The organism is Desulfallas thermosapovorans DSM 6562 (assembly GCF_008124625.1).
In the GTDB taxonomy this organism is placed as follows: Bacteria; Bacillota; Desulfotomaculia; order Desulfotomaculales; family Desulfallaceae; genus Sporotomaculum; species Sporotomaculum thermosapovorans.
The window spans coordinates 11,900-27,697 of the sequence record NZ_VNHM01000004.1 but is presented as its reverse complement, the minus strand read 5'-3'; the positions used below and the strand labels follow the sequence as shown (position 1 = coordinate 27,697).

Annotated in this window: 17 protein-coding genes; 1 reads left to right on the top strand and 16 read right to left on the bottom strand. The window is 42.6% G+C overall.

Annotated features, from left to right (window positions below; translation table 11 throughout):
• Nucleotides 1-6: 6 nt before the first annotated feature.
• From lonC to LX24_RS04445, 10 genes are all read right to left on the bottom strand, one after another.
• Nucleotides 7-1,932: a Lon family ATP-dependent protease gene (gene lonC / locus LX24_RS04490; RefSeq protein ID WP_166510952.1), complete on the bottom strand. Its 1,926-nt coding sequence runs from the start codon at nucleotides 1,930-1,932 to the stop codon at nucleotides 7-9.
• 34 nt (nucleotides 1,933-1,966) lie between these two features.
• Complete coding sequence (gene rplI / locus LX24_RS04485; protein WP_166510951.1) at nucleotides 1,967-2,413, bottom strand: 50S ribosomal protein L9; 447 nt, start codon at nucleotides 2,411-2,413, stop codon at nucleotides 1,967-1,969.
• Between the two features lie 3 nt (nucleotides 2,414-2,416).
• Nucleotides 2,417-3,400: a DUF2232 domain-containing protein gene (locus LX24_RS04480; RefSeq protein ID WP_166510950.1), complete on the bottom strand. Its 984-nt coding sequence runs from the start codon at nucleotides 3,398-3,400 to the stop codon at nucleotides 2,417-2,419.
• A 178-nt stretch (nucleotides 3,401-3,578) separates the two neighbouring features.
• On the bottom strand, nucleotides 3,579-3,809 hold the full coding sequence (rpsR, locus tag LX24_RS04475) for a 30S ribosomal protein S18 (RefSeq protein WP_166510949.1): 231 nt from the start codon (nucleotides 3,807-3,809) through the stop codon (nucleotides 3,579-3,581).
• Nucleotides 3,810-3,821: 12 nt separating this feature from the next.
• On the bottom strand, nucleotides 3,822-4,244 hold the full coding sequence (locus LX24_RS04470) for a single-stranded DNA-binding protein (RefSeq protein WP_166510948.1): 423 nt from the start codon (nucleotides 4,242-4,244) through the stop codon (nucleotides 3,822-3,824).
• 44 nt (nucleotides 4,245-4,288) lie between these two features.
• On the bottom strand, nucleotides 4,289-4,579 hold the full coding sequence (rpsF, locus tag LX24_RS04465; RefSeq protein WP_166510947.1) for a 30S ribosomal protein S6: 291 nt from the start codon (nucleotides 4,577-4,579) through the stop codon (nucleotides 4,289-4,291).
• Between the two features lie 192 nt (nucleotides 4,580-4,771).
• The gene (locus LX24_RS04460; RefSeq protein WP_423244322.1) at nucleotides 4,772-4,975 is read right to left on the bottom strand and encodes a DUF951 domain-containing protein; all 204 of its coding nucleotides are present in this window, start codon (nucleotides 4,973-4,975) and stop codon (nucleotides 4,772-4,774) included.
• A 27-nt stretch (nucleotides 4,976-5,002) separates the two neighbouring features.
• Entirely contained in the window at nucleotides 5,003-6,400 is a 1,398-nt protein-coding gene (locus tag LX24_RS04455; protein ID WP_166510946.1) for an aminopeptidase, read from the bottom strand.
• 42 nt (nucleotides 6,401-6,442) lie between these two features.
• Nucleotides 6,443-7,123 carry a CvpA family protein gene (locus tag LX24_RS04450; RefSeq protein WP_166510945.1) on the bottom strand — a complete coding sequence of 227 codons (681 nt, stop codon included), beginning with the start codon at nucleotides 7,121-7,123 and terminating at the stop codon, nucleotides 6,443-6,445.
• Nucleotides 7,124-7,172: 49 nt separating this feature from the next.
• The gene (locus LX24_RS04445) at nucleotides 7,173-8,228 is read right to left on the bottom strand and encodes a YkvI family membrane protein (RefSeq protein ID WP_166510944.1); all 1,056 of its coding nucleotides are present in this window, start codon (nucleotides 8,226-8,228) and stop codon (nucleotides 7,173-7,175) included.
• 131 nt (nucleotides 8,229-8,359) lie between these two features.
• Here LX24_RS04445 and yyaC point away from each other — a divergent pair, with 131 nt between their 5' ends.
• Entirely contained in the window at nucleotides 8,360-8,959 is a 600-nt protein-coding gene (gene yyaC / locus LX24_RS04440; protein WP_166510943.1) for a spore protease YyaC, read from the top strand.
• 22 nt (nucleotides 8,960-8,981) lie between these two features.
• On the opposite strand, the gene LX24_RS04435 is transcribed toward yyaC, so the two are convergent.
• From LX24_RS04435 to mnmE, 6 genes are all read right to left on the bottom strand, one after another.
• On the bottom strand, nucleotides 8,982-9,674 hold the full coding sequence (locus LX24_RS04435; protein WP_166510942.1) for a DUF554 domain-containing protein: 693 nt from the start codon (nucleotides 9,672-9,674) through the stop codon (nucleotides 8,982-8,984).
• A gap of 39 nt (nucleotides 9,675-9,713) precedes the next feature.
• The gene (locus LX24_RS04430; RefSeq protein ID WP_207706532.1) at nucleotides 9,714-10,577 is read right to left on the bottom strand and encodes a ParB/RepB/Spo0J family partition protein; all 864 of its coding nucleotides are present in this window, start codon (nucleotides 10,575-10,577) and stop codon (nucleotides 9,714-9,716) included.
• Nucleotides 10,570-11,331 (bottom strand): ParA family protein, encoded by a 762-nt coding sequence (locus LX24_RS04425; RefSeq protein ID WP_166510941.1) that lies wholly within the window; start codon nucleotides 11,329-11,331, stop codon nucleotides 10,570-10,572. Before LX24_RS04425 ends, LX24_RS04430 begins: the two co-directional genes overlap by 8 nt.
• Nucleotides 11,332-11,473: 142 nt before the next feature.
• Nucleotides 11,474-12,202: a 16S rRNA (guanine(527)-N(7))-methyltransferase RsmG gene (gene rsmG / locus LX24_RS04420; RefSeq protein ID WP_166510940.1), complete on the bottom strand. Its 729-nt coding sequence runs from the start codon at nucleotides 12,200-12,202 to the stop codon at nucleotides 11,474-11,476.
• A 288-nt stretch (nucleotides 12,203-12,490) separates the two neighbouring features.
• Nucleotides 12,491-14,371, bottom strand: a complete 1,881-nt coding sequence (mnmG, locus tag LX24_RS04415; protein ID WP_166510939.1) for a tRNA uridine-5-carboxymethylaminomethyl(34) synthesis enzyme MnmG — start codon at nucleotides 14,369-14,371, stop codon at nucleotides 12,491-12,493.
• A gap of 9 nt (nucleotides 14,372-14,380) precedes the next feature.
• On the bottom strand, nucleotides 14,381-15,769 hold the full coding sequence (mnmE, locus tag LX24_RS04410) for a tRNA uridine-5-carboxymethylaminomethyl(34) synthesis GTPase MnmE (protein WP_166510938.1): 1,389 nt from the start codon (nucleotides 15,767-15,769) through the stop codon (nucleotides 14,381-14,383).
• Between the last annotated feature and the right edge of the window lie 29 nt (nucleotides 15,770-15,798).

Sequence of the window (15,798 nt, the reverse complement as noted above, 5' to 3'; positions counted from 1 at the left end):
AGTTATTCAACTGACTGGCCTGGCATGATCTGAAAAGATATGCTCGATAATTTCTTCCAATGTTTTGACTGTTATAACCTTTACACCCCTGGCGTCCGACGGTATATCCTTTTTATTTTCCCAGGGGATAAACACGGTATCAATGCCACACTGTCTGGCGCCGTAAATTTTTTCCGGTATACCGCCAACAGCTCTGATCATGCCCTGTATGGAAAGCTCCCCGGTAACGGCGATATTTTGGGGCACGGGCAGGTTTTCCAAAGCACTATAAATAGCCAGTGATATGGCCGCACCGGCTGATGGGCCATCAATACGACCGCCACCAACCACGTTTACATGTACATCATAATCATATAAATCACGGCCCGTCAATTTGCGTAGCACCGAGGCTGCGTTAAACACGGAATCCCTGGCCATACTACCGGCAGTTTCATTGAAGCGGATCACCCCGCCTTCCTTGCGCCTGGCCGGAAAAGCCACCGCTTCAATTTCCAGGGCCGAGCCAATAAACCCGGCCACACCGAGGCCGAAAATCCGGCCCACTTCTTTATTTTCAGCAGCCCGCCGTATCACATATGGTGTCAGGCGGCTGACCTGTATAACTTCATAAACATCGGTTTCACTAATGGCCGGGTTGGCATCATCCGGCGACCTGTGGCAGGCCAGTGCATAGGCATCCGCCAAAATATTAACCGCCTTGCGCCCTTCAATGGTATATTCGGCAATGAGATTGGCCACTTTTTCATTTATGGCCACATTTAACTTTTGGGCGGCCTGGTATACTATCTTATAAATGTCGGAAGGGGTTAACGGCTCAAAAAATATCTCGGCACAGCGGCTGCGGATAGCCGGGTTGATTTCCTCCGGTTCCCTGGTGGTGGCACCGATTAATATAAAATCCGCCGGTGCACCCTCTTCAAATAATTTTTTAATATATTTGGGAACATTGTTGTCCGACGGATCATAATAAGAGGATTCAAAGAACACCCGCTTATCCTCCAGCACTTTTAACAATTTGTTTTGTAATATAACATCCAGTTCCCCTATTTCGTCAATAAACAGCACACCACCATGGGCGTCTGTCACCAAGCCGGGTTTAGGCTCGGGCACGCCGCTATCAGCCAAATCACGCCTGGCCCCCTGGTATATGGGGTCATGTACCGAACCCAAAAGCGGGTTGGTCACCTCCCGGGGGTCCCAGCGCAGCGTAGTCCCGTTTACCTCCACAAAGGCAGCATCGGTTTCAAAGGGACTGTGTTTTAATCCCCGGGCCACCGCCAGGGCTAATCTGGCTGCAGTGGTTTTTCCCACTCCAGGGGGCCCGTAAAGCAGTATATGCTGGGGAATAGGCGACGCCAGTTTGGAGAGTAATGCCCGCACCGGTCGCTCCTGGCCTATAATTTCATCAATACTGGCAGGCCGCAAAATATCCAACGCAGAACGGACCAAACTTTTTTGTTCCAGTTTTTCCAGCACTGCAAATTTCTTCAATGTTTGAGCATTTTCCGGCCCGGCATTTTCCTTAATGATCTGCATTTTTATTTCGCGTACATACTCCTCGTGGCGCTGCTGCAACCGTTCATTGATCTTCTTTTCCAGTTCATCTTCAAGAGTACGCCTGGCTATTATATCGGCAATCTCATTCTCTATCTCATCCAATATCCCTGGTATATCATCCAATTCCGGTACGGTTTCGATAGTAGGATCTTCAAAAACAAGCTTCTGCAGGGCCAGTACCTGTTCAGGCAAATAATCGGAACGCATCGCTTGTAAAATATTCAATTTTCCGGCCCGCAGTACAATTTTATCCGAACCGTATAAATCACTGAGCAGGTTAAACAAGGAATTAACCTGCCGGCGCAACTGTTCCCGTTCCCTGAACTTGGCACTTAAATCGGTTTTACCCTTTATTTTTTCCAGAATACTTTTCATTGCTGTCAAATCTCCTTAACTGTCAGTTGTTAACCTACTCCGGAACGACTTCCACATTGATTTGTACCTGTACCGCCGGGTGCAGCTTAATGGTAATACCGTACTCACCCAATGCTTTGATGGGGGTCTTTAAAATAATTTTTTTCTTGTCAACGTTGAAGCCATGCTTATGCTGTAAAAATTCCGCGATATCCTTATTATTAATGGCACCGAATAATTTACCGGCATCACCCACCCGGGCCGGAATAACCAGCTTCAGGCCTTCCATCTGTTGCCCCAGGGCTCTGGCCTCATCCTCAGCTTTTTTTCTCTGGGCTGCTTTAACCTCATTTTGTTTTTCCAAATCCTTTAGCCTGCCTTTGGATGCTTCCACGGCAAGACCTTTGGGAATTAAAAAATTACGGGCATAACCCTCGGCTACCTTTATTACCTGGCCCTTTTGGCCGAGCTTTTTAACATCTTCCAAAAGAATGACCTGCATTGTTTAGCCTCCCTTGTTTTTATTGTCGTCATTATTCGGCAGTCGGCGGAAATTAATCAAAGGGTCAATTACACCAATGGTTAATACCATCATGGCAGTAAAGGGTAAATACAGTAGCATTGCAAACAATACAATAAATTTTACTATTTTGGAAACTCCCCATATCTGTATATAATGAGCAATCACAGCCATACCCAGTACAAAAAAAATAAAAGCCGCAATATACAGTATATTTTTACCTGTTACCTCCATCAACTGCCAGGATAACTCGTCACCGCCCAGGGTCAGCGCCAGGCCGGTAATAATCAACCAAATAGAATACCAGGGCAAACGCCACTGGGTAAAATAATAATTGGTCGACTCGCACAAACCAAGGCTGCGCATCAAGTGCCTGGCAATAAAATAAGTGAACATGGTCATCATGATATTCCACACGGCCACACTACCGGGCAAAAAGGTTTGCACAAGCTCAATCATTTGCCTGGTAAGGGCCAGGTACTGTTCTTTATCTGCCTCATCAATCAAGCCGTTTTGGCTATATAACTGAGACGTTTGCTCCATAGTGGCACGAAACTCGTCGGTCACCTGGGATATACCGGCACCACCAATGAAAAAACTAAACATTAGATTCAGACCCGCTATGGTAAGCGCCCAAAAGAAGAGCACCGCCATACTTTTATCCACAGTCACCTTGTTCTTTAACATTAAGCCAATTAAAATACCTAAGGGAGCAAATTGTAAAACCAGCAACCCCACCGGCCTGATGCTGGTAAAGGAAATAAACAGCATAATCATGGTTAGTATTACGGCCAGTAATCCATGATATAAATCGCGCCTTAAAATTAGATAAACCAGCGGCATGGGCAATAACAACATGGTTAAAAAATACAGCGGTGCGATGTAAAGGCCCAGTAATCCCAGTAAAGACATAACGGTGCCCGCAATAATTATTTCTATTGCGCCCGGGTACCTTTTTATCGGATGCAAAAAACCACCTCAAATTTGTTTTATCCGGCTTACATCACAACAAATTATATTTCTGCACCGGTACAGTTTTTCCTTCATTACGCTGCGTATATCAAACTGTTATTTATTGATTAGCATACCAGGTTAAAAAAAGCAAGGGGAACATAGCGTTCCCCTGTAAAAGACTGTAAAGTTTAAATTATTCTGCGGTGAATGGCAAAAGTGCTATATTTCTGGCCCGTTTAATCGCCAGGGTCAACATACGCTGGTGGCGGGCACAGTTGCCGGATATGCGGCGGGGTAATATCTTACCCCTCTCGGTGATATATTTTTTTAAACGCGGTACGTCTTTATAATCCACACTTTCCATCTTGTCGACGCAAAAACTGCAAATACGCTTTTTGCCCCGACGCCCACGTTCACGTCTCATTGTACTTCCCTCCTAAAACGGAATATCCTCCTCATTAAAGCTAATTTCGCTGGCAAAGTGCTCACCTTCGGCGGCTTGGTTTCCACCCATGACCGGACCCCGGGCATCTCTGGCGGAATCCAAAAATCGAACATCGCTTGCCACAACTTCAACAACTTTACGGCGTATACCTTGTTTATCATCATAAGAACGTGACTGCAGTCTTCCTTCCACCGCCACCAACCGGCCCTTGCCCAGGTAATTGGCACAGGTCTCAGCCAGCTTTTGCCATACTACAATATCTATATAATCCGTTCCATCCACTCTTTCACCCTGCCGGTTTGTGTACTGGCGGTTTAATGCCAGGGAAAAAGTTGCCACCTGCATACCGCTAGGTGTATGGCGCAGTTCGGGATCCCGGGTTAATCTACCGATCAATATGACTTTATTTAACATTATATCACCGCCTTGGTCTTGCTTTATCTCTATATACTTATAGATTACTTTTCATCTTCGCGAACAATCATGTACCGCAGTATATTTTCGGTAATTTTCAGTACCCGGTCCAATTCTGCGGCCACCGCTGCGTCACCTTTGAAGTTCATTATGACGTAATAACCTTCACGGGTACGCTGAATCTCGTAGGCCAAACGACGTTTGCCCCACTTTTCAAGCTTGGTTACCTCGGCGCCATTGGTTTCTGCAATAGTCCTTACCTTTTCAATCAAAGCCTCGGTGGCTTCTTCCTCAAGGTCTGTCCTAATGATGAATACTAATTCATACTGACGCACGATATTCACCTCCTCCCTGTGGACATAAGGCCCCACTGTGTCCGTGCGGTAAACAGACAAGCGACAGCGTCATCAAGTCGCCTGGTGTAATTTACCCCGAAAGTGGAGCAGGGCAGGTCCATATAATATAATAACATTGCCAAAATTGGCTATAAAATTATAGCACAGATAATTGAACAGGGCAAGCAGAAACTAACTTTTATCACCGGCACTGGAATGTATAATTTTTTTCACACTCTTTTCAAACTTGGGCCTGGGCAACATTAATACCCGCCCGCATTTTGTGCACCGAATGCGAAAATCCACCCCGGTGCGCATTACCTCCCACTCATCACCACCGCAGGGATGCGGTTTACGCGTTTTAACTATATCTCCCACACTATATTTAACCAGCATAACCAACCACCCAGCATAATTGTATTTTTAAGCCTTTAAAAAGGCCTGGTACCCCTTGTACATCATATAAATATCAGCTTTATGGCTAACTTCAAAAGGGGAATGCATACCCAGTAAAGCAACACCGCAGTCCAGCACATCCATGCCTAAATTGGCCATCATATAGGCAACGGTGCCGCCTCCTCCCTGGTCCACCTTGCCCAATTCCCCTGTTTGCCAGATAACACCCTGGTCATTGAATATTTTTCTTACCCGGGCCACAAATTCAGCATGGGCATCATTGGATCCTTTTTTACCCCCGGAACCGGTATATTTGGTAATTACCGGCCCACAACCAAGACGGGAGGCGTTATTTTTCTCCATTACATCTTCAAAATCCGGGTCAACGGCCGCGTTAACATCAGCCGACAAAGCCCGGGACCTGCTCATGGCCCTGCGCAGTACCAGTTCATTATATTGACCGGTGGTTTTACCAACCAGTTCAGCCATAAAATTGGTAAAAAAATTCGATTCCATACCTGTGTTACCCACACTGCCGATTTCCTCTTTATCAGCAAAAACACCTATGGCGGTGTTAACAGGATGCTGTATTCCAGCCATCGCCATCAATAAACCATATGCACATACCCGGTCATCCTGGCCGTAGGCTCCCACCAGGGAACGATCAAACCCTATATCCCGGGGAGTAGTGGCGGGCACCAGTTCCAATTCGGCACTGATAAAGTCCTCCTCAATAATACCGTAATGCCTGTTTAATATGCCCAGTATATATTCCTTGACCCTTTCTTTAACACTAATGTCATCCACCGGCAGGCTGCCACATAGAGCATTTAATTTTTCACCCGGAAAGGCCTCGATTAATTTTTTGTCCATTTGATCCTTGGCCAGGTGAGGCAGTAAATCCGTAATTAAAAAAACCGGGTCCTGGTCATCTTCACCCAGACATATGTAAACCTTTGAGCCGTCATTTTTAATAACCACCCCGTGCAAGGCCAGTGGCAGTGACAGCCATTGGTATTTTTTAATACCGCCGTAATAATGGGTCTTTAATAAAGCCAGTCCACTTTGTTCGTACAGCGGGTGCATCTTTAAATCCAGCCTGGGACTATCCACATGGGCTCCGATAATATTTGCACCCTCAACCAGGGGACGCTGGCCGACTACAGCCATGACCAGCGCCTTACCTTTTATCTCCTGGTACACCCGGTCACCAGTATCAAGTGGCCCCGTGACTTTATCCACCGGTACATAACCATTATTCTCAATGTACTCTTTGACCAGTTTAATTGTTTCCCTTTCTGTTTTAGCTTGCTTGATAAATCTTTTATAATCTTCACCCATTTGCATTACAGCTTCTTTTTCCTGGTTGTTTAAATGTTCCCAAACGGTTTTTCTACTATAAGCAAAGTTACTAATCTCTGACATAAGGAACCTCCCATATATTTTAGTGCAATTATTATAGCCTGTTTATATATATCTACATCCATGCATCACAATCAAATCAACCGGGGATGCACTCAACGGGAAATGGAGATTAATAACATCCAATATCTGATAAGCGTAAGGAATTAATAATGAACCCGCCACGGCGCGACTGATTGCACCATTTTGTTCATAACCTGCCATTACCCCGGTGGATAACACAGGTTCTAGAAACAGCGCCACCAACAGAACTATTACCAGACCACGGGCCAGGCCCAGCAGTAGTCCCCCAATGTGGTCCAAAGGGCTTAAAAAGGTATGGGCTACTGCGCCGGAGAAAAACTGCATAATTATTTTTACTACCATTGCCACCGCCAGCAATATCAATACGAAAGATATAAACTCCAGCACTGATAAAGCCAGTTGATGGGCAATACTATCCAAACTCCCGGGGATAGTTTGCTGCAATCCGTCCATGGATATTTTTCCGGCCAAATCCGGAAGCAGTGAATTAGAAAAATGATTAATTAGGAATCCGGCAATACTGTCTCCCCACCCCCACTGGGCATCAAGGTAGGCGGCCAACCGGCGGTAGCACGTAAAAGCTGCCGCAATACCCAGTATTAACCCCAGTAGCCTGGCAACCCCGGCGAAAAAACCGGTGGACAACCCCCTCAGGGCGGAGAGTGTTATCACCAGGATTAATACCCAATCCAACCAGTTCATATAATCCCTCCTGTGTTAGTTCACCAATTAATTAATTTCTTGCAAATTTTTAACGCAAATATTTAACAGGTGGAACCACCAGTAAAATAATAATTAGCAATAAACCTGCATATCCAAATATAGGGTATATTATACCAACCAATTTGTCAAAATCTAACCTGGCCAGTGGAATAGCCAGTAGTGTGATCCCAATACCTATCATTTTATATCTATAACTTCCGGGTTCAGCCACCCGGGAGGCAAAACCATGGGCATTGGCCACAGTTGTGGTTAAAATAGCCAGCCAAATCAACAATCCCATAGTATTCCTTAAGCCGGCGCCAATGATGCCGGCCATATAAATCATGGGCACCTTATAATTTGTAATTTCGGGGTAAACAGTTAATCCGGCTATAACCATGACCCCTGCAGTAACACCCAGTCCCAATCCCCCCAGTATGCCACCGGCTATGGCACTTTTAGTATTTATATCTTTTCCAATGGTGGATAACACGGCAATAACTAAAATCATATTATACGAGACATATAATAAACCGGAGAAAGTCCAGTGTCTGATATTTTCTGATTGCTGCACGGCAAGATTTGCTGTTATGGGGTTATTTTGCAATTGTATTAGTAATAATGATGTTATAAGTATAGCGGTTATTTTTAAGGGCACCAGAATAACATTTATCCATAAAACACCATGCATACCGCATAGTAAAACCAGGCAATTTATACCTGCTATTATTAGTATTCCATACCAGGCGGGAATGTTAAAATGTTCGCTAAAAACAGCTCCACTGCCGGATAACATTACACTCAGTCCACCGGCCAGCATTAATAAACTTATTATATCAATTAATTTGGCCAGTTTTTTGCCCACTAAAAAATTCAATAATACTAAATAATTGTTGGTACCTAATTTCCTCGACAGATATAGTGTTATCGCTCCCAGATAGCAAAACAGAAAGGTAACCAGCACTACTTCTTTAATACCATCTTGACCATGCACTATGATAAATTGCAGAATTTCCTGGCCAGACGCAAAACCCGCGCCAATCACTGCACCCATATACATAGCTGCAATTTTCGGCACGGAGACTTGTTTACTTAGTGCCAGCACATTCACCTCCATAAACCCTATAAAATGAGTTTATGCAAAGATCAAATACCTTTTAACCAAAATAAGAATAAAAAGCGCGGTGCCAGGAAATAAATATATTAGTTGTTTGTTTTTTAAGAAGAGGTGATTATGTGGCTATAGCTAATCCTGTGTTTAACGAAACCACAAAAAAGATCAAAGTACATGTTGAGGATCCACTGGCATCAGAAAAAATATGCATGGCAGTTATAGATAAATTCAACCGGTATAACATTAGCAGCGGCAAGCAAATTGTGTTGTTATGTATTGGCACCGATCGTTCCACCGGAGATTGCTTGGGACCGCTGGTGGGCAGTAAATTAGTTTGTAAGAATAATAATTTTTTTGAACTATACGGAAATCTTGACCAACCGGTCCACGCGGGTAATTTAACGGACTGTCTTGACGAAATAAATAAAAAATATCCCAATCCCTTTATAATTGCGCTGGATGCATGCCTGGGAAGTGTAGATAATATAGGGCAGATATCTATAAGTGAGGGCGCATTAAAACCCGGAGCCGGTGTAAATAAATCACTACCACCGGTTGGACATATTCATATTACCGGTATTGTTAATGTTGGTGGTTTCATGGAGTACCTGGTACTTCAAAACACCCGGCTTAACCTGGTTATGAAAATGGCAGATGCCATTGCCAACGGGTTATCCAAAGTAGCAGTGGAATATAGTAAAGGAAAAGTCTGGAGTTGTTAATGGCTCCAGACTTTTTAATATTTTAAACCAGGTTTAGATTTTTTACTATGTAAGACAATGGGACAATGATAATAATAGCGGGTAATAAATTACCTGTATTAATTTTCTTGAGCTCAAGGATATTTATAGCAATACCAACAATCAATAAACCACCGGTAGCTGTTAACTGGTTTATAACGAAGGGATTAAGAATATCCTTTAAAAATGATGCCGTTAATGTGATGGTTCCTTGATAAATTAACACTGGTATACAAGAGAAAATCACTCCAATGCCCATTGTCGAAGCAAAAAAAATAGCGCTTACCCCATCAAGTATGGCTTTGGTGAATAATGTGTTTGGATTACCGGTTAAACCATCCTCAATAGCACCCACAATTGCCATAGCTCCAACACAATATATTAAACTTGTTGTTACAAAGGCACTGGCTATATCACCACTTTTTTTACCAACTAAGTTTTGTAGCCATAAACCCAATCTATGGAGATTATCTTCAATTTTCAGTAACTCTCCACTTATACCCCCAAGGGCCAAACTTATAATCACTAAGATTATCTGGTTACTTTGCAATGACATTTGTAAGCCCACCAGTAAGACAGACAGGCCAATAGCCTGCATAACGGTTTTTTTAACCGAGGGCTTAATACCTTTTTTTAATACCAATCCAGCTATCGCACCGGCGCAAATAGCCAACACGTTTACTATGGTGCCTAGCATGTCTACTCCTTTATACAATAATGTTTCACGTGAAACAATTTAACTGATTTTTATTTTATTTATCAAACTTACCAGTTCATCGTTATCTTTGTATTCAATTATTATTTTTCCACTACCATTGGGGTTGCTTTTTATTTTTACCTTTTTATCAATACCCTGTAATAATTTTTTCTGCCACTCTAAAATCACCGGATCAGTTTTATTTTTTTTAGTATCCTGTTTGATTTCTATATATTTTTTTACCATTTCCTCAGTTTTACGCACACTTAACTGCTGTTTGATAACCTTTAAAGCTAATTTAATTTGTGTTTCATGATCCGGTAAAGATAATAATGCTCTGGCGTGCCCGGCAGTAATTACTCCCTCCATCAACATATCTTTTATGGCATCGGGTAAAGCTAAAATTCTTACCATATTGGCGATAAATGACCGGCTTTTTCCAACTTGCGCTGATAATTCTTCCTGAGTTAGACCATATTTATCCATTAATTTTCTGTATGCGCTGGCCTCCTCAATTGTGTTTAAATCTTCCCGCTGGATATTCTCTATCAGTGCTGCTGCTGAAGCTTCCAAATCACTATAGTTTTTAACAACCACAGGTACTTTATCTAAATTTAATTTTTTACATGCCAGCCATCGTCTTTCTCCTGCTATAATCTCATAGCAATCATCTTTTGCGGGCCGCACAACAATGGGTTGAATCAGCCCGTGTGTTTCTATTGAGTATACCAGTTCATTTAAACTATGTTCATCAATTTTTTGCCTGGGTTGATTGGGATTGGGATATATTTTATTAATATCGACTTCCTTCATTTCGTTTTCACTTATGCCATTATCATTAGTTTCTTCTTTAACCGGTATTAAAACGGAAAGTCCCTTGCCCAAACCTCTTTTTTTACTCAATGCCCATCACCTCACGCGCTAATTCCTGGTAAAGTTCAGCTCCCCTGGAACGTCGATCATACAACATTACCGGTTTACCGTGGCTCGGCGCTTCACTTAATCTTACATTACGGGGGATGATACTTCTAAATACCTTATCCTTAAAATATTTTTTCACCTCATCAACAACCTGAATGGATAAATTGGTACGGCCATCAAACATAGTCAAGACCACGCCCTTGATAACTAATTCCTTATTTAAGCCCTGCTGCACAAGGTTAATGGTATTCATCAACTGGCCGAGTCCTTCCAAAGCATAATATTCACACTGTAATGGTACAATGACAGATTCAGCTGCTGTAAGGGCATTAATGGTCAGCAAACCCAACGATGGTGGACAATCAATGATAATATAATCATACTTGCCCTTTTCCTTAATTAATATATTTCTTAATAGATATTCTCTTTCTTTTATATCCACCATTTCTATTTCCGCACCGGCCAATTCTATTGATGAAGGTATTATATCCAATTTATCCAAGATGTTTTTTATTTTTACCAGGCCGGTTTCCACGTTACCTAAAAGCAAATCATATACACTGTATTCAAGGGCATCCTTATTAACACCAACACCGCTGGTGGCATTTCCCTGGGGATCGATATCAGTAAGTAGTACTTTACAACCCAGTAAGGACAACCACGCGGAAAGGTTAACCGCCGTAGTGGTTTTACCTACTCCTCCCTTCTGGTTGGCAATAGCAATTATTTGTCCCACAATATGCACCCCTTAGATGCTTCTTTCCTTTACAAATTTTTATTCCACATAAATTACCTTACTTCCTCCCCACATTCAGGCAATAAAAAAAACAGGGCTGAAAACCCCGCCATTTTGTTACTTTATACATGTCTTTAATAAGTCATAGTGGTCGCTTTTTTGGTATACCGGCCCTTCTCGGGTATTTATCCGGGGTGTTGTTTACCTTTTCAATAGTGATGATGGATCTTCCCTCATGACTCAAAGGTAAAGCTATATGGCGAGTACCAATTATTTTCCCACCAAGGATTTTTATTGCACGCTCAGCCGAACTTAATTCATCCTGAACATTGGGACCCTTGGCTGCAATAAATAGACCCCCTACTTTAACAAGGGGAAGAGCGTACTCAACCAAAACCCGCAGTTCCGCCACAGCCCGGCTAACAGCCACATCATATTTTTCTCTACCGGTTACTGACAACTCTTCAGCCCTGATATGTATGGCCCGGGCATTATCTATATCCAGTTCTTTTATTACCTGCTGCATAAAGTTTACTTTTTTACCCACCGCATCAATTAATGTGATGATGATATCCGGTTGATATATTTTTAGTGGCAAACCGGGAAAACCGGCACCACTGCCTATATCCACCATTGAAATTGTTGTTGATATACTCTTATCCCTGGATATATCCTGATACAGCAAAATCGAATCTATAAAATGTTTTTCAGCTGCTTCCGCAGGGTCAGTAATAGAAGTTAAATTAAATTCGCTATTTTTTTGACACAGTAACTGGTAATATTTTTCATATTTTTTTATAACATCACCGGGTATTTCAATCCCTGCCATTGTGCATCCACGTACAATGGTTTGTTTAAACACATCATTCATATCACATCTATCCCTAAAATATTTTAATTTCAAAACTTGTTGGAAAAGCAGGCTTTGGTGCCGGGTGTTGCAAATGCCTTTCCGGTGCGCAAAAAATCTAAAAGAATTTCTTTTTAGACTTTCAACACCTGGCACCTGCGTGGGCACCACAAAACCAGCCAACGTAAAGATTATAAGTCGATATATCCTAAAAATATCGTCGGTAATTTTCATCCTCTGCTGGTGTCGCGTTGGCAGCATGGGTGTTTAACACGGACTTTTCAAACAGCCTCTTACCAGTAAGCTTGTTTAACCTTCTGCCCGCCTTTGCTGTTCCAAATAAATCAATAACACAGATATATCCGACGGGTTCACACCGGAAATACGGGAAGCCTGGCCAATGGATACCGGTCTTATCTTCTCCAATTTTTCCACCGCCTCTACAGCCAAACCCTTAACTTTGGAGTAGTCAATTTCATCCGGTATCTTCATATGCTCTATCTTTTCGAATTTTTTCACCTGAGATTCCTGCTTTTTTATATAGCCCTCATATTTAATTTGAATTTCAACTTCCTCTTTAACATCCTCATCCAATTGTGGGTGCTCCACTGGTATTCTTTCTAAGTCATGGTAATTTATTTCCGGTCTCTTTAATAACGCGGCCAAGGTAATACTGCCCTGAAACATAGATGAGTTTTTTTCTTCAAGTATGGCTTTAATTTCCGGGCCCGCCATAACCAAAGTACGCTGCAACCTTTCTTTTTCCTCTTCCACTGCTTTACGTTTTGCCATAAAGCGCCGGTAACGGGCAGGAGTTACCAGACCAATTTGGTATCCCCTTTCTGTGAGCCGCAGATCAGCGTTATCCTGTCTTAACATTAAACGATATTCAGCCCGGGATGTTAATAAACGATATGGTTCCGTCACTCCCTTGGTTACCAGATCGTCAATCAATACACCTATATATCCTTCAGCTCTGGATATAATGAATGGTTCTTCCTCCTTAATATACCTGGCAGCGTTAATGCCCGCTATGATACCCTGAGCTGCGGCTTCCTCGTAACCCGATGTTCCGTTAATTTGACCGGCAGTAAAAAGCCCCTTTATTTCTTTGGTTTCCAATGTCAACTTAAGCTGGCTGGGGACAATGTAATCATACTCTATCGCATAACCGGTACGAATGATCTCCACCCTTTCCATACCCGGTATGGTTCTTAACATGGCCAATTGCACATCTTCCGGCAAACTGGTGGACATGCCCTGAACATACATTTCATTTGTTTTTCTTCCTTCCGGTTCGACAAAAACCTGGTGGGCAGGTTTATCTGAAAATCTGACTACTTTTGTTTCAATGGACGGGCAGTATCGTGGTCCTACACCTTCAATAACGCCGGTAAATAGTGGCGATCGATGTAAATTTTCCTTAATAATATTATGGGTACGCTCATTACTGTAGGTAAGCCAGCAGGGAATTTGTTCCCTTTCCTTAATATCAGAAATGAATGAAAAATTATAAACCCTATCATCCCCCGGTTGTATATTCATTTTTGAAAAATCAATACTGCGCTTGTCAACCCTGGCCGGTGTGCCGGTCTTAAAACGCCCCAGGGTAAATCCCAAATCCTTTAAACAATCGGACAGCTTAATGGACGGAAAATTACCATTCGGTCCGCCGGAATAAGCCACGTCACCAATAATAATGCGCCCCTTTAAAAAAGTACCGGTGGCAATAACCACCGCCCTGGCTTGAAATACGGCACCTGTATGTCCAACTACTCCAGCAATTCGTCCCGCTTGAACCAGTATTTTCTCCACCATGACTTGCTTTACATCCAAATTTTCCTGGTTCTCAAGTACTTGCTTCATATTGATATGATAATTTATTTTATCGGCCTGGGCTCGCAATGCCTGAACCGCCGGGCCCTTTGCGGTATTAAGCATGCGCATCTGAATAGCAGAACGGTCGGTGTTGATGCCTATTTCTCCGCCCAAAGCATCCACTTCCCTGATTAACTGTCCCTTGGCCGGACCGCCCATGGCCGGATTACACGGCATCATAGCAATATTATCCATACTAATGGTAAGTACCAGTGTTTTCATACCCATGCGGGCCGCCGCCAGCCCGGCTTCACAGCCTGCATGCCCGGCTCCTATAACCACCACATCATAATTACCGGCCAAATATTCCATGGACTTTCCTCACTTTCCAATACAAAAATCGGCAAATATTTTATCTACAATATGCTCGGTCACCGCAGTACCGTTTATCTCGCTAACTGCCTCCCAGGCACCTCGAATATCAACGGCTATCAAATCAAGGGACATACCCTGTTCAATGGCATCCCGCACATCTGTCAAGTGTTGCAAAGCTTTAACCAATTGATTTTTATGTCTAACATTGCTAACCATTATACCATCCCCGGGTATAACCTGCCCCCGGGTAACCATGTTTACTATCTCTTGCTCCAATTTTTCAATATTCCTTTCTTCAAGTGCGGAGATATCCACCAACGGCCAATCCGGTAATATAATTTTAAGCTGCTCTTTAAGGCTTGGGTTTTCTTGCTCTTGCAAATCAATTTTGTTTAATACTTTAACTCCCTTTTTGGGTTGGACCAATTTAATTATTTCATTATCTATTTCATTTATCCCATCCAAGGCATCAAAGACCATAATAATGAAATCAGCTGCCTTTATACTCTCCCTGGTTTTTTGTACTCCTATTTTTTCAATAACATCTTCTGTCTCCCGAATCCCTGCCGTATCAATAATTTTCAGCGGTATACCGCCGATATTGATTACTTCTTCAATCAAATCCCGGGTAGTCCCGGGTATATCAGTAACAATGGCCCTGTTTTCCTTTAATAAAACGTTTAGCAGTGAAGATTTACCCACATTTGGTTTACCAATAATAACGGTTCGTAAACCTTCCCGGTATATCTTGCCTGTCTCTGCGTTTTCTAAAAGCTTTTTTATTTCTTGCATTATTTGCTCAACCTGCAGTTTTATATCTGTTAAATTATACTCATCAACGTCTTCTTCAGGAAAATCAATATTTGCTTCAATAAGGGCGGTTATCTGCAGTAACTGTTGCTGAATTGCAGTTATTTTATCGGATAGTCCCCCGGATAATTGACCTACGGCCAGGCGCATTGCATCATCTGTACTGGCTCTTATAATATCGATAATCGACTCAGCCTGAATCAGGTCCAACCTGCCATTTAGAAATGCCCGCTTGGTAAATTCGCCGGGTTCCGCCAATCGTGCACCCAAATTCAATACCAATTCCAATATTTTACGTAACGGCAATGCCCCGCCGTGGCAGTTAATCTCCACCACGTCCTCTTTGGTATAGGAATATGGTGCACGCATTATGCCAACTAAAACTTCATCTATAACATTTTTAGTTTCAGGGCTATATATATAACCATAAACAAGCTTGAAATTTTGCCTGGACCAGTCTTTATTTTTGGCGGCACGAAAAATTTTTTCAGTTATAACTATAGCTTCCGGTCCACTTAACCTGACTATACCGATGGCGCCCTCACCAGGTGGTGTTGATATAGCTGCAATGGTATCTCCGATCATTTCTATGGTAACCTCCGTTTGAAAAAACC